The 22,919-nt window shown below is 42.6% G+C and carries 20 protein-coding genes; 5 read left to right on the top strand and 15 right to left on the bottom strand.

Going from position 1 to position 22,919, the window contains the following annotated elements; genetic code table 11:
* Positions 1-30 precede the first annotated feature (30 nt).
* Both AB4Z17_RS20845 and AB4Z17_RS20840 read left to right on the top strand, forming a co-directional pair.
* Positions 31-360, top strand: a complete 330-nt coding sequence (locus AB4Z17_RS20845) for a PadR family transcriptional regulator (RefSeq protein ID WP_441961840.1) — start codon at positions 31-33, stop codon at positions 358-360.
* Positions 344-898, top strand: a complete 555-nt coding sequence (locus AB4Z17_RS20840) for a DUF2812 domain-containing protein (protein ID WP_441961839.1) — start codon at positions 344-346, stop codon at positions 896-898. The genes AB4Z17_RS20845 and AB4Z17_RS20840 overlap by 17 nt, the downstream gene beginning before the upstream one ends.
* Before the next feature lie 581 nt (positions 899-1,479).
* On the opposite strand, the gene AB4Z17_RS20835 is transcribed toward AB4Z17_RS20840, so the two are convergent.
* Entirely contained in the window at positions 1,480-3,654 is a 2,175-nt protein-coding gene (locus AB4Z17_RS20835) for a glycoside hydrolase family 3 N-terminal domain-containing protein (RefSeq protein WP_441961837.1), read from the bottom strand.
* A gap of 115 nt (positions 3,655-3,769) precedes the next feature.
* Here AB4Z17_RS20835 and AB4Z17_RS20830 point away from each other — a divergent pair, with 115 nt between their 5' ends.
* Positions 3,770-4,564, top strand: a complete 795-nt coding sequence (locus AB4Z17_RS20830; RefSeq protein ID WP_441961835.1) for a helix-turn-helix domain-containing protein — start codon at positions 3,770-3,772, stop codon at positions 4,562-4,564.
* Positions 4,565-4,628: 64 nt separating this feature from the next.
* On the opposite strand, the gene AB4Z17_RS20825 is transcribed toward AB4Z17_RS20830, so the two are convergent.
* The 6 genes from AB4Z17_RS20825 to AB4Z17_RS20800 all read right to left on the bottom strand — a co-directional run bounded on the left by AB4Z17_RS20825 (position 4,629) and on the right by AB4Z17_RS20800 (position 11,892).
* A complete protein-coding gene (locus tag AB4Z17_RS20825; protein WP_441909375.1) occupies positions 4,629-5,378 on the bottom strand; it encodes an N-acetylmuramoyl-L-alanine amidase family protein in 750 nt (249 codons plus the stop codon).
* Between the two features lie 179 nt (positions 5,379-5,557).
* On the bottom strand, positions 5,558-6,661 hold the full coding sequence (locus AB4Z17_RS20820; protein WP_441909373.1) for a hypothetical protein: 1,104 nt from the start codon (positions 6,659-6,661) through the stop codon (positions 5,558-5,560).
* Positions 6,658-8,127 (bottom strand): ATP-binding protein, encoded by a 1,470-nt coding sequence (locus AB4Z17_RS20815; RefSeq protein WP_441961833.1) that lies wholly within the window; start codon positions 8,125-8,127, stop codon positions 6,658-6,660. The genes AB4Z17_RS20820 and AB4Z17_RS20815 overlap by 4 nt, the downstream gene beginning before the upstream one ends.
* Entirely contained in the window at positions 8,124-8,819 is a 696-nt protein-coding gene (locus tag AB4Z17_RS20810) for a response regulator transcription factor (protein WP_076271513.1), read from the bottom strand. Before AB4Z17_RS20810 ends, AB4Z17_RS20815 begins: the two co-directional genes overlap by 4 nt.
* Positions 8,820-9,047: 228 nt before the next feature.
* On the bottom strand, positions 9,048-9,677 hold the full coding sequence (locus AB4Z17_RS20805; RefSeq protein WP_441961830.1) for a hypothetical protein: 630 nt from the start codon (positions 9,675-9,677) through the stop codon (positions 9,048-9,050).
* A 223-nt stretch (positions 9,678-9,900) separates the two neighbouring features.
* Positions 9,901-11,892: a helix-turn-helix domain-containing protein gene (locus AB4Z17_RS20800; RefSeq protein WP_441961828.1), complete on the bottom strand. Its 1,992-nt coding sequence runs from the start codon at positions 11,890-11,892 to the stop codon at positions 9,901-9,903.
* 75 nt (positions 11,893-11,967) lie between these two features.
* Here AB4Z17_RS20800 and AB4Z17_RS20795 point away from each other — a divergent pair, with 75 nt between their 5' ends.
* Positions 11,968-12,132, top strand: coding sequence for a hypothetical protein (locus AB4Z17_RS20795; protein WP_441961826.1), 165 nt, complete (start codon positions 11,968-11,970; stop codon positions 12,130-12,132).
* Positions 12,133-12,202: 70 nt separating this feature from the next.
* Here the strand turns inward: AB4Z17_RS20795 and AB4Z17_RS20790 are convergent, their stop codons facing one another.
* From AB4Z17_RS20790 to AB4Z17_RS20760, 7 genes are all read right to left on the bottom strand, one after another.
* Positions 12,203-13,198: a cell wall hydrolase gene (locus AB4Z17_RS20790; protein WP_441961824.1), complete on the bottom strand. Its 996-nt coding sequence runs from the start codon at positions 13,196-13,198 to the stop codon at positions 12,203-12,205.
* Between the two features lie 145 nt (positions 13,199-13,343).
* Entirely contained in the window at positions 13,344-13,616 is a 273-nt protein-coding gene (locus AB4Z17_RS20785; RefSeq protein WP_441961822.1) for an RNA 2'-phosphotransferase, read from the bottom strand.
* A 16-nt stretch (positions 13,617-13,632) separates the two neighbouring features.
* Positions 13,633-14,724 (bottom strand): NAD(P)H-dependent flavin oxidoreductase, encoded by a 1,092-nt coding sequence (locus tag AB4Z17_RS20780; protein WP_441961821.1) that lies wholly within the window; start codon positions 14,722-14,724, stop codon positions 13,633-13,635.
* A gap of 160 nt (positions 14,725-14,884) precedes the next feature.
* A complete protein-coding gene (locus AB4Z17_RS20775) occupies positions 14,885-15,514 on the bottom strand; it encodes a hypothetical protein (RefSeq protein WP_441961819.1) in 630 nt (209 codons plus the stop codon).
* A 173-nt stretch (positions 15,515-15,687) separates the two neighbouring features.
* On the bottom strand, positions 15,688-16,728 hold the full coding sequence (locus tag AB4Z17_RS20770; protein ID WP_441961818.1) for a serine hydrolase domain-containing protein: 1,041 nt from the start codon (positions 16,726-16,728) through the stop codon (positions 15,688-15,690).
* Positions 16,728-19,142, bottom strand: a complete 2,415-nt coding sequence (locus AB4Z17_RS20765; RefSeq protein ID WP_441961815.1) for an excinuclease ABC subunit UvrA — start codon at positions 19,140-19,142, stop codon at positions 16,728-16,730. The genes AB4Z17_RS20770 and AB4Z17_RS20765 overlap by 1 nt, the downstream gene beginning before the upstream one ends.
* Before the next feature lie 26 nt (positions 19,143-19,168).
* The gene (locus AB4Z17_RS20760; protein ID WP_441961813.1) at positions 19,169-20,104 is read right to left on the bottom strand and encodes an AraC family transcriptional regulator; all 936 of its coding nucleotides are present in this window, start codon (positions 20,102-20,104) and stop codon (positions 19,169-19,171) included.
* 177 nt (positions 20,105-20,281) lie between these two features.
* Here AB4Z17_RS20760 and AB4Z17_RS20755 point away from each other — a divergent pair, with 177 nt between their 5' ends.
* Positions 20,282-20,926, top strand: coding sequence for a phosphatase PAP2 family protein (locus AB4Z17_RS20755; RefSeq protein ID WP_441961811.1), 645 nt, complete (start codon positions 20,282-20,284; stop codon positions 20,924-20,926).
* Between the two features lie 181 nt (positions 20,927-21,107).
* On the opposite strand, the gene AB4Z17_RS20750 is transcribed toward AB4Z17_RS20755, so the two are convergent.
* A partial coding sequence (locus AB4Z17_RS20750; protein WP_441961810.1) for a hypothetical protein occupies positions 21,108-22,919 on the bottom strand: 1,812 nt, incomplete at its 5' end.

Below are 22,919 nucleotides of genomic sequence, written 5' to 3'. Positions count from 1 at the left end.
GATCTATTGTCTAGAAATAACTCGCTGCAAATGGATCAGTTAACTGATTCTGCCTACTACATTTTGCTTGCTCTACTATCGCCAAAACATGGGTACGCAATCATGAAGTATATCGAAGAACTGACGAGCGGTGAGATTAAGATTGGGCCAGCTACTCTCTATACCTTGATCAAGAAATTGCAAGAAACCGACTTTATTGTGCTTAATGAAGACGAAGACGAGCGCCGGAAAACCTACCACGTCACCGAAAAAGGAAGATCTATTATCGCTAGTGAAATCGAGAGAAGACTAAGAATGGCGCAGCACGGTAATGTTGCACTGCAATCTGCGAAGGAGAAATTTAATGATGGAAATGGATAAAAAGACTCGTTATATGGCATCAGCAGGGCTTGCTTTTGCAGAACACAAAGAGATGAACAAGCTAAGCAAACTATCCGAGCAAGGATGGTTTTTAGAAAAATTCTCCTTTTTAGGTTATACACTGCGCAATGGACCCAGCCATAAACTTATTTATTGCCTCGATATACGTCAATTACAAGAGAACGAACTAAACAATTATAGAGAAATATTCGAAGCTGGTGGTTGGAACCATGTATGCTCAACAGGCGATCATCATGTTTTTTCGGCGGAACCAGGAACAGAACCCATATACACAGATCGAACATCGACGTTTGAGAAATATTCAAGAACACTTAGTTTGTACAAAATGGCTTCATTTATCTTGTTGGTTTTAACGATTGGCATTATCGGACTGCTTTATTTATCTGCTGAAGTATGGCAGAATGTCATTATTCAAAATGCCGCCGCAGTAGGTTTGGTATTTTTTTCTATTTTACTAGTCCCGTCAATTATGATGTTTGTGGCCTATTCCCTCCGAGTAAACAAGCTTAAAAGCTAGAATGGAACTGCATTTTTAGGAGAACAATATTGGAAATTCATTATTTATTATAGTTATCCATGCTTTTAAAGCTGCTCAAAAAACAACACTTGTCAGACTACAACTAACGAACCCAGCAGCGCTTATATGAAGCATTCATAGTGAAATCAAATTGTAACGAACGCCAGAGTCGTTATTTCGAGAAAAACAGCTCTTAAACCCCTGTAAACCTTATAATAGCGCCAATAAGGTTCGTTAAAATCTGAGAACAATCGTTTTCTGCATAATAAGCATGATACAGTTCCTTAGAGAGTCGACTTGGGAGGTCTGGAGGTCTGGAGGTCTGGCGATGTTTGAGGCATAGCGGCACTTGCATCAGAATCGCAACTTCGCAGCATACAAAAGGTAAGACTAGTGCTCCGCTTGCTTCCGCCTGCCCCTAATCGGTTTAAGCAAGCAAACATATACCAAAATAAAAAAATAGCGGTGAAGGGACAGCCCTTCACCGCTATTTTTTCATGTTGTATAATATCTCTGCTCAAAGCGAGCGATCACTTCGGCGARTTCACTACTACTGCTGGAACAGCTTCCCCTGCTCACATTTATTCTACTGTGATTTCAACGATCAATCCCTTCTCGGAATGAGGACCAACCATCAGCTGGAAAATGCCAGGCTCAACCGACAAACGGTCGTCTGCTCCTATGATTGCAAGCTCCGAAGGGGTTACCGAGAATGTCACCGTCTTCATCTCACCGGCACTTAAGCTCACCTTGGCAAAACCTTTTAGTTTTTTGAGAGGCTGTGTTACGCTTGCCGCTGCATCACGAATGTACAGCTGCACTACTTCTTCACCTGTGACGCTGCCTGTATTCGTAACATTTACAGAAACAGATACGGAATCCGAGCTGCTTATGCGAGCTGAGCTCACGACAAGATTGTCATATTCAAAGTCGGTATAGCTCAGACCGTACCCGAACGGATATAATGCTTGCACTGGAGCATCGATATATCTTGAAGAATACACGCCTCCTGGAGGACGTCCTGTGTTCTTCCGGTAATAATAAAGCGGGATTTGTCCTACACTCCGCGGGAATGTTGCTGTCAGCTTGCCGCTTGGATTATAGTCTCCAAACAAGACATCAGCTATTGCATTGCCGCTTTGAATACCTAGGTGCCATGCTTCTACTATTGCTGTTGCCGTGTCATCCAGCCAAACCGTTGTCAGCGGACGGCCGTTGAACAAAACAACGATAACCGGCTTGCCCAGCTGTATTGCTGCTTCTACGAGCTCACGCTGCTTACCAGGCAAGTCCAGTTCTGATCTAGAGTTTCCTTCACCGCTCATTGTCAGACTTTCGCCTACTGCAATAATAGCAGCATCCGCCCCAGCAACTGCTGCCAGCGCCTGTTCAAAGCCGCTCTCGTCTTCACTTTCAATGCCGCAGCCTTCCGCATATAGCAGCTGTGTGTCTGGCGATATTTTCGCTTTAATGCCATCAAGCAGTGAAACAACATCATCCGCATTGCCGTCGGCTGCCCAGCAGCCTAGCGGGTCTTTCGTGTTCGCTGCCAACGGTCCAATAACAGCCAGTGTTTTCAGTTGCTTAGAAAGAGGCAGTATACGATTATCGTTTTTAAGCAGAACGATAGACTCTCTTGCTGCCTCGCGCGCCAATGCCACATGCTCCTCTGACAAAATAACGCTTTGGCTTCGTTCTGGATTTACGTATGCATTCTCGAACAATCCAAGCTTCATCTTTACAGCTAAAATTCTGCCTACAGCGGCGTCGATCAGGCTCTCAGCAACCCGTCCCTCTTTAACGAGCTTTGGCAAGTATTTGTAGAATATGCCTGAATGCATATCCATATCCGTACCCGCTTTAATCGCAATTTCACACGCTTCCTCTGCGTCTCGGGCAACACCATGAGTGATTAGTTCGCCTAGAGCATTGTAATCACTAACGATGACGCCTTCAAAGCCCCATTCCTCCCGTAAAATAGTCGTAAGCAAATAACGGTTGGCACATGCAGGAATGCCATTCAATTCATTAAAGGAGGCCATAATGCTAAGCGCTCCTGCTTCAACCGCTTTACGAAACGGAGGCAAAATAACTTCACGCAGCACGCGGTCCGAGACGTCTACCGTATTATAATCCCTGCCCGCTTCGGCAAATCCATATCCGGCAAAATGTTTAGGACAGCTTGCTACAGAGAGGCTTTCGCTTGAAGCATCATCGAGCTCGGCGCCCTCAACCCACGCTTTTGCCATAATCTCGCCTACATAAGGGTCTTCTCCCATCGTTTCGGCAATTCTTCCCCATCTAGGATCTCTCGTAATATCGATCATTGGCGCAAACACCCACGAAATACCGTCGGAAGCTGCTTCCTTAGACGCTGCTGCTGCTGTTCTTCTAATCAGAGCTGGGTTCCAGCTTGTCGATTGCGCGAGTGGAATAGGGAATACTGAACGGTAGCCGTGAATAACGTCTCTACCAACGATCATCGGTATGCCAAGGCGTGACTTTTCAATGGTTTGTTTTTGCAGTGTATTCGCTTGTTCAACGCCCGATAAATTAAACAACGAGCCTAACATTCCTTTATCAATGAGATCCTTCATGATTAGATTGATCTCACCGCCGGCATCCGGATTTATCGCATGAAAGCCCCAGTCAAATTGCGACATTTGGCCAATTTTTTCTTCTAATGTCATTTGGGAAACCAAGGACAATACTTTCTCCTTTATTTCCGACGAGAACAACTTTTTGTTTCCTGCCATCGATAACAACTCCTTCATGTATATACTGTCCATTATGAAGGAAATAGACAGGCATGTGTAGAAACAAACTAATGATAAACATCAACGATCTGCTTATGGAAGAGGAGAAACAGTCATGAAGGAAACTGGAATAAAGCTCGACTATTGTGCCTTTATGTACCATAATACGCCTTTTAGGCATACCTATAAATCCGGCCTCGAAACCTATATCATTCGATTGCAGACTGAAGGCTTATGCCAAGCATTGATTGCAGGGCAGGTCGATATCATCGAGCCTGGCGACCTTCTTCTATTTGCCCCAGGTGAAGTTTATGATCTGAGAATTGGCGAGCTTGGGCCAAGCGGAGACTATTATGTGATCTGCAGCGGTCCTTGGCTTGATGAATGGTGGAAGCTTCAGCGAAGACCTCAAAAAACAAAAATAGGTGAGAACGGCAGAATAGCGGCTTTATGGCAGCAATTAATATTAGAAAGCAGACGGCATGACGGCGGGAATCCTGAACTATTATGTACGCTGATGCAATCACTTTGCTATTTGCTCGATAGAGCCATAGATGAAGCAACCTCCTACAACTCCGGTCCAAAGCTGCTGGCATATAAAATAAAGCTTTATATCGAGGAGCATGCGGCGATTCCGTTTACTTTAACCGATGCTGCAAAACATACGGGACTAAGCGTATCCCGCTCGGTTCAGCTGTTCAAAGCTGAATTCGGCATGTCCATCATGCAATATGCGCAGAAGGTGCGTCTAGCGATGGCGCTTGAATTAATGGGCAAAAGTCCGCTTACGCTCGAACGCATTGCTGAAGAAACCGGATTCGGCAGCTATACTTACTTCCATCGCGTGTTCCAGCGGTATTACGGCATCTCACCTGGCGCATACCGAAAACAAATGATAGAAAAACAATAAACCACGTCCAGAGGACGTGGCTTATTGTCTCATTACCTTTTATATAAAACGGATTACATTCTTATTAGGATTGTATGATTGCATCTTCTGAATTGTTTTTAAAATATTGCTTCAAACCTTCAACAATAGCTTTCGCAGCACGGTCTTGCCCATCTTCTCCAAGCAATACTGCCTCTTCAGCGGGATTTGTCAAATAACCTACTTCGAGCAAAATCGCCGGCACCTTGCTGAGTGAAAGAACCTTTAACTCTTCATTCCGTATTCCGCGATCCCGAAAGCCCATTGCCTTTACAACTTGATTATGCATGGTCTGAGCTAATTCAATATTTTCATCAAAACGATAAAACGTTTCAATTCCACCAACATTCTCGTCCTTATAGGTATTTGCATGAATGGATAGAAGCACATCTGCTTCCATTTGATTCGCTATATCAGGACGTACGTCCAGATCAATAAACGTATCATCATTCCGGGTTAGATGCGGCTCAAACATGTTTTCTTGCTTTAACAGCTCGTACACTTTCTGTGATAGCGATAGTGTAAAATGTTTTTCCCTTTTTCCGCTAGCTCCTTCCGCCCCGGGATCTTTGCCGCCATGTCCTGCATCAATGACAACTTTGTATATCCTATCTGGTTTTCCATCCATGGATTGCTGCTTTGTTGGAACAATTGGCGGATGGGCTGACAGAGCCTGCGACTTTTCTTCTTTGTTTGCGGCAAAGCCAATTAAAGTTATACTAATTAAAATTAGGGTGAATAAAAACACAATAAGCCTGACTATACGCGGTTTTCGTTTTTTCGTATACGAGTACATGTTGTCCTCCTAAGTAATAGATGTTTAGCAACTTCTTTATTTATACATAATCCTCATTTCGAGCACTTCTCCAATTTGTAAACAAGTTGTATCTAAAAATGTTGAAATGCGTCGTCTTATGAAACACAAAAAAACAGCCATCACCGATGGAAGCAGTGATGGCTGTTTGGAAACATGTTTTATTTAAACTCAATGATGTAATTCATCGATAACTGTACGGACAATTGGCTTTTTACTTGAGCGTCAAATGATTTCCAGCCGCTCAAATAGAGCTTGTTGCCCGATGGACTCCACTCCATTTGACCCGGATTTATTCCTTTGAACACCTCCTGTTCATTCAAAAGATTGTTTCCTTGCAATTTGGCAATATAGATATTCAGCGAATCTTTCGAGTAAGCAATATATTTGCGATCCCTTGTTAAACGGAAATTACCCACTTGCTCACCTAAAATCGTGGTAGCTTTATTGCGGCGATCATATGCAAACAGCAAATTGTTCTCGCTGACAAACAAAATTTGATCATTATTGAGAAAGTCTACCGTCCCATCACGATTCAACAGATGGTTATACAAACTGGAAATTCCAGTGCCGTCTATTTTACCGAACAAAATCGATTGTCCATCATACATTTGTCTGATGATCAATACCGTTTCTCCATTATCAGAAATTTTTGCATATCTCGACCAGCTTTTCTCACTTTCATATGGAACATCATATTTCTTCATTTTTTTAGTCGTAACGTCGTAAACGGCCAGCTTTTCTACTTTCTGATCATCCCATATGAAAAAAGAGAGATACCGGCTGTTGTTAGACCAGATTATCGTAGCCGACAAAGAGTCCTGCATCTCTTCGACAGTAATTGCCTTGCCATCACTCTGGCTGTAGATCTTCAGGGTTCTGTTTTTGTTATTATCCCAACCGTAAACAGCGATATTAAGCCCATCTGGGGACACCATGCTTGCTTCTGAATATTGATTGAAATTCATAACCTCTTTCATCGTCTGATTCTTATAATCAAAGCGCTGCAAGGTTTGAGTAAAATCTATATTTTTGAGCATGCCTAGAATCTGCTCATTGTCTGTCCATCCGAGAATTTGGATTTCACTCTCCTCTTCCTCAAACATGCGATAGATTTTGCTTACTTCAAAATCGCCGTTCGAATGGGCCAATTCTGGTGCCGCTTCCGTATCTGGTATAACGACGGTTCTTGAATTAAATTTCGTAGATGCGCAGCCCGACAAGATAACGAGGATAAGCAGAGCAAATACTGATTTTCTAATCACGAGGTCACCTGCTTGTTATCAAATTGCGGGATGTGAACAATTACGCTTGTTTCTCTATCCTCGCTTTGGATTTGAATGGTTCCTTGATGCTCTTCAACAATGGCTTTGCAAATGCTAAGCCCCAATCCGCGGCTCCCGACTTCTTTCACAAGACGACCATTTTCTCTATAAAAAGGTTCATAAATACGGGCTAAATGTTTTGGTGCAATGACATCTCCCTGATTTATAAAAGTGAATTGTATGACCTCGGAGATCAGACCTGCCTTCACTATAATTTCAGAGGAAGCATCGCTGTATTTAATCGCATTATCAATCAAGTTGATAAACAGCTGTCTTAATTTAGTTGGACTGCCCTCAATGATGAGATGATCTTCTAATTCGCAAACAATATTTTTGCTATACTTTTGTGCTTTGAACGCCATACCTTCACAAACGCTTAGCAAAATAAACCCTGCATCAACCATTTCATAGGATGCTTTAGAATCTGTTTCCTTAGACAACTCCAACAGCTGCAAAACCATTTCGTGGAGGCGAGCACTTTCATCCGCTATATGCGCAATACCTTTCTCGAAAAAAACCTCATCATTTTGCCCGTTGTCTTTAATCATCTGCGCATAACCCATGATAGAGGTGAGAGGTGTTTTCAGCTCATGGGTAACATTGTCGTAAAATTGCTTGCGGTGCTGGTTTAACTCTTTAAGGCGGTCACGGTCCTTTTCTATTTTGCCAATTTGAAGTCTAATTTTCTCAATCATTTGATTGAAGTTATGAGCAAGCTTGCCCAGCTCGTCCTTTCGGTTTAAAGAGATATGGACATTAAGATTACCGTTTATCACTTCCGTTGAAACTTTGGTCATCTTGACGATGGGCAGTGTAATGTTCCAGAACAATGCATAACAAAGCAGCAAGCCCATAGCAAAGATAGCGATCGTGACATACAAAATGACATCTAATATTTGCCTGCTGTTCTCATAAAGCATCGATACGTCTTTGGAAAATTGTAAAATACCTATTTTTTCACCGTCAATGACAACCGGATATGAAAAATAGATCGTAGATATTTTTTCTTGATGGGAGATGGTATAAGCGGTTTCTCCCTTGAGCGCATGCTTGAAATCGTCTCCAAGAGGACTCATGAAGGGAGCACTGTCCGATGCAGCAAGCTGCTTGCCCTTTAATGAATAAACAGCCACTTGGCTAGACGTAATGTTTTTTAAATCAACAACCAACTCTTTAGACATTTGCTCGAAATAAATTTCATCATGACTGTAATGATTAATCATAAACGTCTGTTTAACATAAACATTGCTGTTTTTCTTCATCGTATTCAAATCCTGCGTAATGATGGTTTCGTTGCTTGATTCAATAATTTGCATGACAAAATGATGCAGCAGCAATAACGAGCTGAAAAAAATAACTAACAATCCGATTAAAAACTTAACCTTGATAGACTGTACCATATTCATTCCACATTCTTCTCGAATTTGTACCCGACACGAAATACCGTAGTAATTATGTCATTGGCATCAAGCTTTTTACGCAAACGCTGAATATGAATATCCACGGTACGAGTATCACCAAAATAATTGTAGCCCCATACTAAATCAAGCAAATTTGAACGAGTAAATACGCGTCCTCTAGAGCTTGTCAAAGTCATCAATAGGTCAAATTCTTTTGGTGTCAGCTCGATGAGCTCATTGTCTTTTTTGACCATTCTTTCGGGTACATTAATTTCTATCGTTTTGAACTTGATGATTGCTGGCGCTGCTTCTTCGTTCACAGCCGTTATAGGATTGATTCTACGCAGTAATGTACGAATGCGGACGATTACTTCACGCATATCAAATGGTTTCGTAATATAGTCGTCGGCGCCAAGCTCCATTCCGATAACTTTGTCGGAAATATCAGACCTAGCCGTAATCATGATGATCGGAAGCATGTATTTCCCCATAATTTGCTTGCAAATATCTAGTCCGCTCTGATCGGGAAGCATCCAATCAAGCAGCAGCAGATCAGGCTTGAACTCTTCGATTTCTCTTAAGCCATCCTTGCCGTTATGAGCAAGCTTGGTCTGAAATCCCTCTTTCTGCAAGCCATATGCAAGCAAATCAGCTATTGCTTCTTCATCTTCTATGATCAATATTTTGGTAAGCTCCATTCGTTCATCTCCATTCACCCTTGATCGTATCACAGCCTCGTTTTCACAAACAACTAAGCCCACAAAAGTTTACAGTATTGAAACAAGTCGGGTGCATAACAGTTGGATATACTTAGCATGTGCAAAAAAGCAAATATCGACTATTAAAATTTGAAGTTGCTCGCTGCGTTCGAATAAAAAAACGCAACCCTTATCGGGTTGCGCTAAATACATTTTGATTCGTAAATGTTAGGCTATGCCATGCTCTTTTCGAATGTTGTACATTTCTTGAATCAACAGATCTCCTGGATCACGGTTCAACTGCAAATGAATCAACAAAAAATGCAAAGAAATCGCGCATACATTATTTCCACCTGTGAGCGCCGGAAATCCAGCTTCAAAGACTGGACCGTGGTCTTCCTTCCAAGCCAGACCTGCATGTACCTGCTCCGAAGCAAACTCTTCCGTTACTGCTTTTATACATTCCGGAACGAGTATGTTGTCAATTATCGCTTTAGCCTCAGCTTCATTCGTTGCTGGTTTTGGGAGGGGCTTGCCACCCTTCGTCTCCATAAGTTCAACGAAAAATGAAGACATCCATACTGCAGGGTCATTGTCCGATTGGAACCTGTTAAGCAACTCATGCAGAAAAAAACCGCAGGAATATCGACTACCCGATTCATCCTTCACATGAAATATAAAAACTGGGCCATAATCATGGAAATTCGAAACCTGTGCCTCAACATCGTTATAATGTATTCTTAAAGCTGCAAGGCCATTATCGTAAACAGCTTTTATAAGCTCCGCCCATTCCTCCTTGGACATCTCTTTTTCCTCGCTATTTACTTCCAAGCCAGTTGTCTCATTGTTTAAGTTCATAGTTCCACCTGTCTCCTATCATACTATCATCCTGTAAAGTAGGCTTCATTGCGATCATATCATACGGCAGCTCTACTGCAAATCTATTATAGATTACCACAAATGGTTTCAGTCATCCAACAACGTTACTGCTACTCTGTCTTCGTCCTCTTAACAACAAGGGGAACAAATCCATTGGACTTGTTCCCCTTGTTTCTACAACTTGCAATGGTTCAGCGGCAATCTATTTTTCCCCAGCTAATAGAACTTTAACAATCTTGTCTAGTTGCAGCTCCAGCGAATAGGGATCCTCCATTACAAACTCATCTTCTTTCTCACCGGAAGAACCATAATTGTAAACCTGTCCTTTTTTAACAGCAGGAACGCCCTTCCAGACATTGCTGTCCAAGATTTTTTCTGCTCCTTCATCTTCTGCCCCATACAGAAACACATGATCACCCATATATTCTGGCAGCACCTCAAGAGAAATTTTCTCAAATCCGTTTTTCATATTGAGTGCATGTTCAGTAGGCGGCAGCTGCAGCATTTGATAGATGGTTGAACTACCATAATTACCGCCTTCGGCAGCCAGTACATACAAACCATCCCAACCAATTTGTACAATGGATACGGTCTCTCCTTCTTTGATGATTCCGGATATTTTATTTTTAGCTTCATCTACTTTTTGCTCATATTCTGCTATCCATTGCTCTGCTGCCTGTTCCTTACCGAATAATTCACTAATTCTACGGAATTTATCCAACGGTCCCGCTGTCGATTCGCCTTCCCAGTAAGGCAAAAAAACTGTCGTTCCGATTTTCTCATAAAGCTCAATATTTTCTTCAATTGAACCTATAATTAAATCCGGCTCTAGATAGGTTAATTTCTCCAGATTCATAGGAAAATCGCCTAGATCCTCAATGCCCGCAATCAAATCATTCGATATGCCTGATTTGCTGATCCATGCCTCGTTAAGCATGTAGCTTCTAACCCCGATAGGTACTATACCAAGTTTCACTAGATAACCTAAATATTGATCGGATGCCACTCGTTTAGGCTCGGCCGGTATCTCTACATCACCCTTCTGAGTAGATACTATTCTTGTTTTCACTGTAGCCGCAGCTTGCTGATTAGTCTGTTCAGCATTTGTTCCTGCAGTCTTATTCGCTGGCACTTCTAAATTTACATTTGTATTTGCTGTACTCCCGCAAGCACTCACCAATAATGAAACACACATTACCAAAGCCATGATCGCGATCTTCGTTCTTCTTTGCATCAATAACTCTCTCCCTGTCCTATATTGAAAATGATTTTCATTATCATTATAAGGATAATTATTATTTAGCAAAACGGCAATTCTATTCATCGATAAGGGCAATTCCTGATCTCTCCAATCATGAGCATGCTTTTTCCTAAAGCGGGCAGGAGATATTCCGATATATTTCTTGAAGCTGCGACTAAGGGAGTGAGCATCCGGAAATCCCACCTGTTCAGCCACTTCCTGTAATGTTGCCTCCGTTCGCATAAGCAGTTGTATAGCTTGATTCATCCGCACTTGACTCAAATAATGAATCGGACTATTTTGCATCGTGTTCCTGAACTGCCTGGATAAATGCCCCTCACTGCAATCGAGCGCTTGGGCTATTGATTCTAATGTTATCATCTCAGCGTAATGCTCATGTATGTAATGAGTTGCCAGTGAAGCCAGGTCCGGCCTTACCGGTTTAACATCCTGATGATTCAGCTGCCTTAACAGCTCATAGACGAACTGATAAAAAATCGACTTCACATGGAGCTTATCGAGTGCAGTAGTTTGATTCCACTCTTTCTCCAACCGTGTTAGCTTATCAAATAAAGCTAAAGGATAGCTTGGAGCAAAAGCATATTGATAGTGGAAGGGATTATCCTGTCCTATTCTGTTCACAAATTCCTCGCGATTCGGCAACGCTAGTGTCGGCTTGTACAAAATCATATAATATTCCAGCTCGTCTATAGCCAGAATAGTCAGATTCATTCCTTTCCCTCCATGAAAAATAAACGATTGTTTGGCAACATAGGCGTTCCCATCTAGCCATACCTCGGCACTTCCACGTATGGTATACAAAAATGCACTGACAGGCAAACGATAAGCTCGCAGTGCTTCCCCACGCTCCATTGCAAAATGGCGAACATCGATTACCTGTATAAAAGCATGATTCCATATTAATATGTGATCATTTAATTTCAATCGTTCCACTCCCCGTCCGGCTGCACATCATTACATTGAGAACAATTCTCGATTAAACTCCATTATAAATGATAGCCCTTCTCAGTGACAATTGTCATTTTTACATTCGCCCATTCCGTCCATGCCAATCCATGCTTCCAATTCTTCTCGCATCTCAAAACAGAGAAGCAAGTTGTACCTGCACCAGAGATTCAAGCCAAACAAAAACAACGTGCACCGATTGAATACCGGTGCACGCTGGCTGCATAACTTTTTTCAATTGTCTACTTGACTGGGGTATGACCCATGATAGGTTTTTTCACCTATTCCATGCTTACAACTATTTTGCAAAGCTATGATTATCAATTGTCACAATAACATCTAAGCTGGACCAAAACGATCCTTTGGAAATATCGGGATTGAAGAAATAAACGGCATTCTCCACATTATTTTTGCCGTTAAGCGCATCTTTCGCTGCACGAAGTGAGCTTGCGTTTGGCTTACTTTTAGCTAAGAGTCCATTATGCGCTGGAGGAAACTGCTTGCCTGAATAAATGACGTCGCGTATCGTATCCGGAAACCGCTCATCCTTCACTCTGTTTAATATAACATTCGCTAATCCAAGCTGTCCTTCATAGGATTCATTGCCTGCTTCAACCATCGTAATCTTAGCTAGCAGCATATAATCCGCTTCCGTGAACGGTTTTGCTATTTGATCAACATTTGAAGGAATGACGACCTTGAGCTTTGTTCCCGGCTTGATCTTCGCCTTGCTATCGAGTCCATTCCATTTGAGCAGCTCTGATTTGGTGCTGCCAAACTCCTTGCTGATTTCATCCAAGCCATACTCTTCTGTTATTACAGCAGGCTGTACTTTTATAAGCTCAATAACGTTTGATTCTGCATTCAATATCACATTAGCATGCAGCATTTCTGACAATTGGCGCAGAGGAGCATACAGCCTATTGTCCTTTAAAAATGGCACCGCATCCAATTTATAACGGGCTTCGTTAAAATATACGACTGGTACTCCATTTCCCAGCACGACTTTATCTTTTAATTCTGTATGTATGGTTACTTCTTCGTTCACATTATCCCAGCTCGACTTTGCACCGAACATATCAGCAATGCGGGCTACCGGAACAAACAATCGTCCTTCTGACACATAAAGCGGATCCGTTATCTTCACTATTTTCCCATTAAATTTAATCGTCCAATCTTCCGCAGCAGCTGCATTCCCTGCGTGGACACTCGACATAGGTCCGATACAAAGCAGAAACAAACCCAATATCATGGTGATGATAAGACCTCTAATCCGCTTGGCATCTCTGATCATGCGTACCTCCCAGTTAATTAAGTTGGTGTAAAATCCAACGTTCATCTTCTGGGCAAAATTATATCACAGTTTATTGGGACTTTAGCATTAACATTTTCACAGAATTAACCACAAACGATACAAAAGGACAAAAAAATGAAAACCCTTACTTCATTAAGATACAGGAAGGCGGTATAAAATCAGAAAGCCAAACGCCATTATTAGCCAAATAAAAGCTGACGCCAAGAGATAATGCAAGCTCGGTGTTAACATGCAGGATGACTAGTTCTCCTCGCCTTTTTTCTGCAAGTGCTGCAAAATCAAGCGATTCCGAAAGATGAACATATTGTCTTCCCATTGGCTTTAAACCTTCAGCTAAAATAATATTCGAAACCTTAGTGTTCGTACCATGAAACAATAGGGCAGGGGGCTTCGCCACTTTATAAGTTATTCTTTCAACGCGACTTGCCCGTCTCACAAAGGGAAAGTGCTTGCCGAATCGTCTCCGAAACAATATCCTCCGCAGTTTGGCCGGAAGTAAGCATCCTCGTTCCTTGACCAGCCCATAGGGACATATATTCTGAATTGTTTTGGCTGCTTGCAGCGTTTCTTATATCACGAGTCACGGTGTTTTGAGTAGGAAAAGGAAGGGGCTCGATCCCGTTCTCTTCCCAATGCTTAATAAATGTATTACGTATGCCTCTAGCTGGTCGACCCGAGAAAGCTTTCGTAATAACCGTGCTCTCCTCTGTACTTTTCAGCAGAGCCTGCTTATAAACCTCATGCGCACCAGATTCAATCGCTGTAAGAAATCGCGTCCCCATCTGGACGCCCTGTGCTCCTAAAATAAGTGACGCTACTAATCCTCGTCCATCCATAATGCCGCCCGCAGCAATGACTGGAATGCTCACACGATCTACAATTTGCGGTACCAAAGCAAATGTTCCAATATTTGCACCAAGCTGATGCTCGGTTATATCAAACGTTCCTCGATGTCCGCCCGCTTCGCTGCCTTGGGCAACTATTGCATCGCAGCCTGCTTGCTCCGCCAGAAGCGCTTCGTTCACCGTAGTTACCATCGCAACAACAAGAAGATTAGCCTCTTTAGCTTGCCGCAAGAAAGGCTCCGGAAGAATACCGAATGCTGTGCTGATGACAGGAACCTTCTCTTCGAGCAAAACAGCCATTTGTTGGTCAAAACGATCGGGAGTCGACACATGTTCCACACTCGCATGAGAAATTCCAAGCACATTCCGCATAAGGTTTAACTCTCGCTGAACTTCTCCAATTCGAGTACTGTCATCCGAAGTTTGCGTCGCAAAAAGATTAACCGCAAAAGGCTTATCTGTCAGCTTGCGGATTTCATTAATCGTTTCGCGAATGGCAGCCGGCTCCATATATGCAGCGCCAACCGTTCCTAGTCCACCTGCATTCGATACTGCTGCTACTAATTTTGCAGTCGATGACCCGCCAGCCATTCCAGCTAAAAAAAGCGGATAACGAATATTAAACAGTTGGCAAACCTCAGTATGTAGATTTATATTCATTTTTTCTTCTCCAATTTGTTATGATTTTTTGAATCATTAGAGTCAACCCAGTTATTATTCTTATTCTCTTAAATTGTACACTTTTTATTTTCTTAGAACGATTTTATCATATAAAAAAAACGCAGCCTAATCAGGCTGCGTTAAATCTTATCTACGTTATTTATTCTAAGCCATGCTCATACCGAATGTCATACAATCCTTGAATCAGCAGCTCTCCTGGATCACGATTCAACTGCAAATGTGTTAACAATAGATGCAAAGAAACAGCACATACGTTATTTCCATCTATGATTGCTGGAAAACCCACTTCAAAAATCGGACCGTGGTCTTCCTTCCAAGCCAGTCCCGCATGTACCTGTTCCGGAGCAAACTCTTCTGTTACAGCTTTTATACATTGCGGTACGAGTACTTTGTCTATGATCTCTTTAGCCTCATCTTCATTCGTAGCCGGTTTAGGCAGAGGCTTGCCACCTTCTGTCTCCATAAGATCGACGAAAAAAGAAGCCAACCATACTGCTGGATCATTATCCGATTGGAATCTAGCAATTAACTCGCGCAGAAAAAATCCGCACGAATATACACTGCCCGATTCATCCTTCACGTTAAATACAAAAACCGGGCCGTAATCTACAATATTTGATACCTGTGCTTCAACCTCGTTAAAATGCATTTTTAAAGCTGCAAGACCATTATGGTGAACAGCCTTTATAAGCTCAGCCCATTTCTCCTCGGACATCCCAGCTTCCTTATTATTTACTTCCTCGTTAGTTGTCTCATTATTCGTTGTCATCGTCTCACCTGTCTCCTATCCTACTATCATCTCGTAAAGCAGGCTATATTTAGCTATCTCGTAGGGTAACTCGTCTTCAATGCGATTATGGAATGCCACAAATGCTACATCTATTATTATAGGCATGTGTCAATCAGACTAGCAAACACTAGACGATAGCAAATAGAGGATATTCAACGGATTACGACAGAGGGAATGATGCAATTTTTAATCAGAGGCCATATATCACGAGGTTTGTTGACGATTTTGGAAGCTATGGATACTATCAAATCTTTGGCCGGAATGCAAATAATAGCATTGCCTCCATCGCCCATTGCCATATATGCATAATTCCCATCCTCTTCATGCAGCCACCACAAATAACCGTATTTGTTCGCATTCATTGTGATCGACTCATCATGCCACGTTTTGGAGACAATCTGTTTATCCTCCCAAATACCGTCATTTAAATATAGAAATCCAAAACGCGCCATGTCTCTGAGCGTTAGACAAAGCCCCCAACCCCCTGTCGAAATTCCGTTAGGGTCATGAATCCATCCTTTTAGGTTTTTCCCAAATAGATCTTCGATACCAAACGATTTCATTTGGCGCTCAGCAATAATTTTCATCCCAATTGGCCCAAACAACTGCTCATTTGCAAACTCACGAGCGCTTTTACCTGTCGTGCGTGTCAAAATAACCGATAGCAGATGTGCACCCGCAGTACAATACTGAAACTCGCCCATTCGCCCTTTTTGTCCCAGTAGGTCAAGCGTATATTTGGTCCAATCCTTTTGCCTCCGCAGTCTGTCCAGCGGCTCCTGCGCTCCCCCTCCTGGTTTCCATGTAAAAGGAAACGGCGCCGTCATCATGAGAAGCTGCCGGATCGTTACCGCCCGCTTCTGAATGTCGCTRGCAACGGAAACATATTCCGGGAAGAAATCCAGTACCTTTTCGTCTACACTTTTGATATATCCTTTGTCTATAGCGATGCCGATGAGAGCAGATGTGATGCTTTTTGTAACCGAAGCTACATGATGGGTATCACTAGCGATAAAGCTGTTTTCATATTTTTCAAAGGCGATATAACCCTTATGCACAACAACAATACCATTTAGATTACTATATTGTGTCTTTATTAGTTGGTTAAGTTCGGAAAACTTTTCTGTGTCCATGCCGAGAGCTGCTGGCTCCCTCGTCCGCCACTCTGTTGTTGGCCAGTAATCTCTTTGCATTATAGATACCTCCCGGTTAAGGACTGTGGATTTCCTTTCAGCACATCGGGTGAACCTTCTGCAATAATATAACCTCCTTCTGGGCCGCCGCCTGGTCCAAGTTCTATCATCCAGTCGCAGGAAGCGAGAACAGCCGGGTTATGCTCAATAACGATTACAGAATTCCCATTTGCTATAAGCTCGTCTAACAATTCGATGAGCTTTGCGGTATCATACAGACTAAGACCAGTGGTAGGCTCATCCAGTATATACAGGGTATTCCCTTTCCGTCTTCGGCCAATCTCTTTAGCGAGTTTTATTCTTTGCGCTTCTCCGCCGCTTAATGAGGGTGTGGGCTGACCCAGTTTTAAGTATCCGAGCCCCATTCGATCCATTACTTTTAAAGCTGTCATAATTACCTTGTTGTCTTCAAAGAAAACAACCGCTTCCGAGACGCTCAGTTCTAAGATGTCAAAAATATTTTTACCTTTGTATTCGATCGATAACGTGTCATCGTTAAACCTTTTCCCATAGCATGCTGTGCATGGTTTTTCTATTTTCAAATTGCCGCCCAGCCAGATTGCCGTATGTCCACTGCCGCAGCATTCCGAACATGCRCCTTTCGAGTTGAATGAGAAGTGGGCTGAAATAAAATTCCGCTTCACGGCTGCCGGCTGTTTGGCAAACAAGCTGCGAATTTTATCCCAAATGCCGATATAAGATGCAGGATTGGAGCTCGAGCTCCTGCCTATAGGTGCCTGTGATATTTCGGCGTAGCCACTAATATGCTCCAAGCCCTCCAACCGATCCGCAGCCATTTGAGTCATCATGGCTTCTACCTCATTGCCCATTTCGGTTTCTTCGTTGCTGTCCTGCTTATTACGAAAATGGTTTTTCAGGAGAGGGAGCAGCGTATTTGAAATCAGCGAGCTTTTACCGCTTCCCGACATACCTGCAATCCCGACCATTACACCTAAAGGAATAGCTGCTGTCACATCCTTGAGGTTGTTCGTTTTGGCATGTCGAATGGTTAGACAAGGTACTGTTTCAATACACGGATGTTTAGTTCTGGACAGCATGGTCATTTTGCCTGAAAGATATTGGCCAGTGATAGACTCTTTGCACTCGAGCAATCCTTCTAAATCACCCTCATAAATAACCTCTCCACCTTCAATACCCGCCATGGGTCCTATATCTATGATATGCTCTGCTATTTTAATTGCATTATTATGGTGCTCTACAACAATCACCGTATTGCCCAGATCTTTGAGTGCGCGTATAAATTTTAAAACATCCGATTTTTCAGACTCATGCAGCCCTGCTGTAGGTTCGTCGAGAACATAGATCATCGAATCCATTTTTGCATCCAAATGTGAATGCAGAAATAATCGCTGTATTTCTCCTCCACTCAAAGTTGGCATTTCTCTGTAAAGGGAAAGATGGCCGAGGCGTGCTTTAATCAAGTTATTCGTTTTAAGCAATATTTCTTGCAGCAAGTTTTTCCCCATCATTGTGAATGTGTTTTGCTGGAACAAATCTTCAAGCACTTCATTCACTTCTGAGATTGTCATCCGCCCAAGTTGACCAATATGCTTGCCATTTAACAGCACTGCCCTTGCCTCTTCACCCACTCTAAATCCATGGCACTCGGAACATACAATATTAGCATACACACCATTTAACGGTTCTCCTCTATGAAGGCGAGTATGAAATATGTTCGTTAAACAGGCGCTGCGTTTTTCAGAATTGCCGTTTGCATAATGCCCATAGATGATTTCTCCCCTTACTTCTTCTGGCAGTTGTAAGAAAGGAATAGCTAAATAGGAATGGAACTTCCTTTGAAATAATCGCAAATAACCAGGAGTTAAGCCGACTCCATCAAGAACCTGCTCCAAAGTCATACGGCTATCTGAAACAAGTTTTTCCATGTCAACTTTAAAATACGATCCTCGCCCAGAGCACTTGATACACATTCCATTTGGAGAAAGGTAGGAAAAATAACTTGGCGACAATCGCTCCTCGCTATTCCCGCATTCTAAGCAGAATAGGTTGTCATTCACAGCTGTTCCGCAGGTGGAGCAACGAATTGACCCTTCTCCAGCATAGAGCAGTGCCACCCTATTCATAATATTGGTCTTTGAGCCTACGGTTGAGCGCGTGTTGCTTTGACGTATCGTATTTTGCTGCACGGCTATGGCTGGGCTTAAACCTTCTATACTGTCGAATTTGTCTTCATTATCAAGCCCAGCAACAATACCTAAGGATTGCAAGTATTGCTTGCGTCCTTCCTCAAAAATAATATCAAACACAAGGCTGGATTTACCTGATCCGCTGACGCCAGTTGCTGCCACCAGCTTGTTTTTTGGAATTGAAATGTCTACGTTCTTGAGGTTATGCACTCGTGCCCCTTTTATCGTTATGTTTTTCTGCTCCATCTCATCGCCCCTTATTCTAGATTTGACTATGCAAGAGGTCCTATCGGCAAATATATATCTACGACATGTTTTGTTTGTGGGTTTGGGTCTGGTTCGCTGACATATACTTCAAAACTTGAGGTGTCACGAGGAAGATAACCGCTTTGGGGCAGCCATTCGCCGCATAAATAGTCCCAAGCTTCACTATACTCATTTTGGTATATTTCAAAATGACCTACAGCGTATTTGCCGGAAGGAATAATCATGATTCCGACATCGCTATCCCCTTTTTCGATGACCTTGGCAGCACTGCTTGGGATTGTCACACAAAGGCTGGTTCTTCTATGATGATCCTCTGTAATTTCCGGATGATCATGATAGATCGTCAACACTTTTATGCTGCTCGAATCGATGAGGTTCCATTTGCTTAAATAAGCGAGCAGCTGGTGCATGAGTGATTCAAAAACAAGCTTTAATTGTTCATAGGTGCCAAGATGCCTCACATAGGCAACATTCATGTCGCCAATCGTCTCAATGGTTACCTTTCCTTTTACCTTATTTTCATCATCCTTTTTTGTCATTTTCAGCATACTTTCATGATAAGGAGATATTTTTATCAAGTCTTTGCAATTCTTGCGATATTGATTTCTATAATAGCTCGGGCTTACACCATAATAGTTTTTAAACGCCCGTGAAAAAATCGCAGTATCCGTAAAACCAAATTGATAAGCGATAGCCGTAACTGTCATATCTGGCCGATGAATGAGAAAATTCAATGCTTTCTCCAGCTTCACTCGGTTTACGTATTGCAGCAATGATTCATTTACAATCCCTTTAAAAATTTTATGAAAGTGATACTTTGAAAACCCGGCAATGGAAGCAAGCTCATCTAGTGAAAGAGAGTCACATACATTTTCTTCTATATAATCCTGCACTTTATGAATGCGACGCAAATACTCTTTTTTACTTTGAGAAATTGTCATATATGATCCCTCCGACCTTTTGGAGCAACATTAGTCCATTACAGAATACAGAATAACATATGTTAAAATATGTTTTTCCAAAAACGAATTCAATAATGTATTACATTTGTGTATTGTTCTGGCATCTGATGAAGTTTAGAATGAATAAAACTTCAAGAGAAGCGAGTGAGGACTAAAATGAAAATGTGGATTGAAAAATGGAAACACCTGTTAGGTATTCTTTCCATTCCTCTTCAGGGGTTTATTTRTATGGGGATTGCCAGCAATATTGGACCGGACATTATTTTGGATTATTTTTGGATAGATACGTTAATTCCTTTTGTAAAATGGTTTATCTTCCCTTATATAAGCTGGATGCCTGTTTTATATCTAAGCTTTTTGTATCTAGCTGTTAAACATCGCCGTATTTATTGGCGTACTCTATTGATCTATAATATTTCCGTCATGGCATGCAATGTTGTTTTCTGGTTTTTTGCTACCCTTGTCCCTCGGCCCGATGTTGATGGCGCTGACTTGGCGAGCAGGCTTGTTAATTTTATTTACGAGTCTGACGCACCCTTTAACTGTTTTCCTAGTGTCCACTGCTTAACAAGTTATTTGCTATTCATAACTCTGAAACGTGAATTAATTGTCAAACTGTCTGTTAGAGTCTTTATGTACATTTTGTTGTGGCTCATTATCATCTCCACTGTCTTCACCAAGCAGCATGCACTCATTGATGTATTTGGAGGAATTCTCTTCGCTGAAGTGACATACCAGGTTGTCCATTATATCTCATCTCGAAATCAGCGGCGTGACAAGCTGGCTACTACAAGTATGTAGCAATGGGAACTATGATCATTACAAAGGGCTAGAAAGTAGAGGTAACAAAAGGGAGGACCATCTCAGAAATCAGAATTGGTCTTAACTGGTAGACTTACATAATGGGGGAGTGGGTTTCCTGCAAACTTGCTTCCACCAAAGAAGACCGTTCCCCTATTATGTATAGGAAAACGGCCGCCGCTTAATTTACTACTTCTTCCCGTTCTCCCCAAGTCGTCACTCTGACGCTAACTAGAGGTTTCGGATCGCCTTCGAATTTACAACTGAATGATAGCGGCTGTCCACCTTTTCTTACGATTGGCGCATCGGCGGAAGCATGAATGGTTCTTAGTAGATTCCAGTTCTGATCATAAACTTTACCGATTCTGTCACCTTCACAAACGAGATATTGGTTCACGAAAACTTCTGTATCAAACGTCATATAAACACCATTCGTATAAAAAGTTGGACGTTTAATCGAAGCATCATCGTTACCATATGAAGGAATGACACGCAGCGTAAATTTTAGCGGTTGATCCGCATAYCGGTTGAAATGCGTCCAATCTGCTCCCCCTGGCTGGCCTGGCTGGAGCTCCGCCGGGTTGCATACGAGCGGTTTTGAGATATGGACAGGGTATAAATTCCACTTTCCTTCACCTGAAGCTTCCAAATGCCAATCGCTTTTCGGGTCCTTCAACCGTTCCCGTTGTTCGGATGTGAAGGCGCCGGCTTGTCTTGCTGTCTCCCACTCGCGCACGGATGTAAATACCGACTCAATGTTACCGTTTCGCCCAAGCACCTGCATATCGGCAACTAAAGCAAAACCAGCGTTAAAACCTGCCGCTTTCGATAATACCCACTCTATTTCATCAGGTGACGTCGCTTCGAACTGATCGGAAGCAGAACGAACAAGAAACCATCCAAGCATTGACGGAATGAAGTTACGGGCAAAATACCGCTGGTTGGTAAGCCGCCATTCTAGCTGCCCTTCACGTGTTGCAGCACCCCAAGGCTCGCCCCAGTTGAACCTTGTGAATACATGCCACAAATAGTTTGGAACGACAATGCTAGCATCGTTAATGACTTCTTCTCCCCAGCCGTCATAACACATTTTCACAAAACGATTCACTCCATACCCGTCATGACCTGTTGCATAGCAGCCTTCCAAACCATCAAATGATATTTGCTTCAAGCCCGTTTTCATAAATAGCTCGTTGATGCGAACGCAATATTCGTCCTGCAGCTCAATGTTCGGGAAAAATACATCGTAAGGGTGATCCCATAGTCGACCTATAATCGTACCGATTTCATGCGTCGCGATGGTTGTTCCATTTGCTCCACGCTTAACGCCTGTCAGCTTCCACGGCGCGCTTTCTGTAACTCCATCATATTCGATTTGTTCACTTCCGATTTGTGCTGTATGCCGGAACAAATGTAGTTGAAACGGCGCGGGATCATCAACCTCGATACAATCTGCTTCTAAGTCAACCGTTGCAACTAATTGCGACATGCCTGCCATTTGCAGCCTTTCATCCGGCACTGGCGTTACATAGGAATCATTTAATGTCGTAAAGTTGGATAGTGTATGCACGCCGACATGAACACCCTCACCTTCTGCCATCGCCACAGAAGACTTTAAACCCTCATCGCCATTCGGGAAGCTTTTTGGCTTCAGAGTGAAATGTCCCCAATTGATGAATGGATCGGGATGATACACGTATTTGAGACCAGCCATTTTCGTAAAACGTACAGCTTCGGACATTGTAGATTCGGAGAAATCCGTAATCAGGTACGATTGGTTTGCCATAGGCGATATTTTACCCCAGACCCCTTCAATCATAGGATGAGGCAGTCCTTCTCCAATCTCAATCGCTTCAATCGTCGCAAGCACATGCTGTAACTCACAACCGAACAAAGCAATACTTGTTCCAACGATTGATGCGTCGTCCCCACTAATGGGTGAACAAAGCAATACTTGTTCCAACGATTGATGCGTCGTCCCCACTAATGGGTG

The sequence above is a fragment of the Paenibacillus sp. TAF43_2 genome (genome assembly GCF_052113545.1).
Taxonomy (GTDB): Bacteria; Bacillota; Bacilli; order Paenibacillales; family Paenibacillaceae; genus Pristimantibacillus.
The sequence above is the reverse complement of the archived record's forward strand: the minus strand, read 5'-3'. Positions and strand labels throughout refer to the sequence as shown.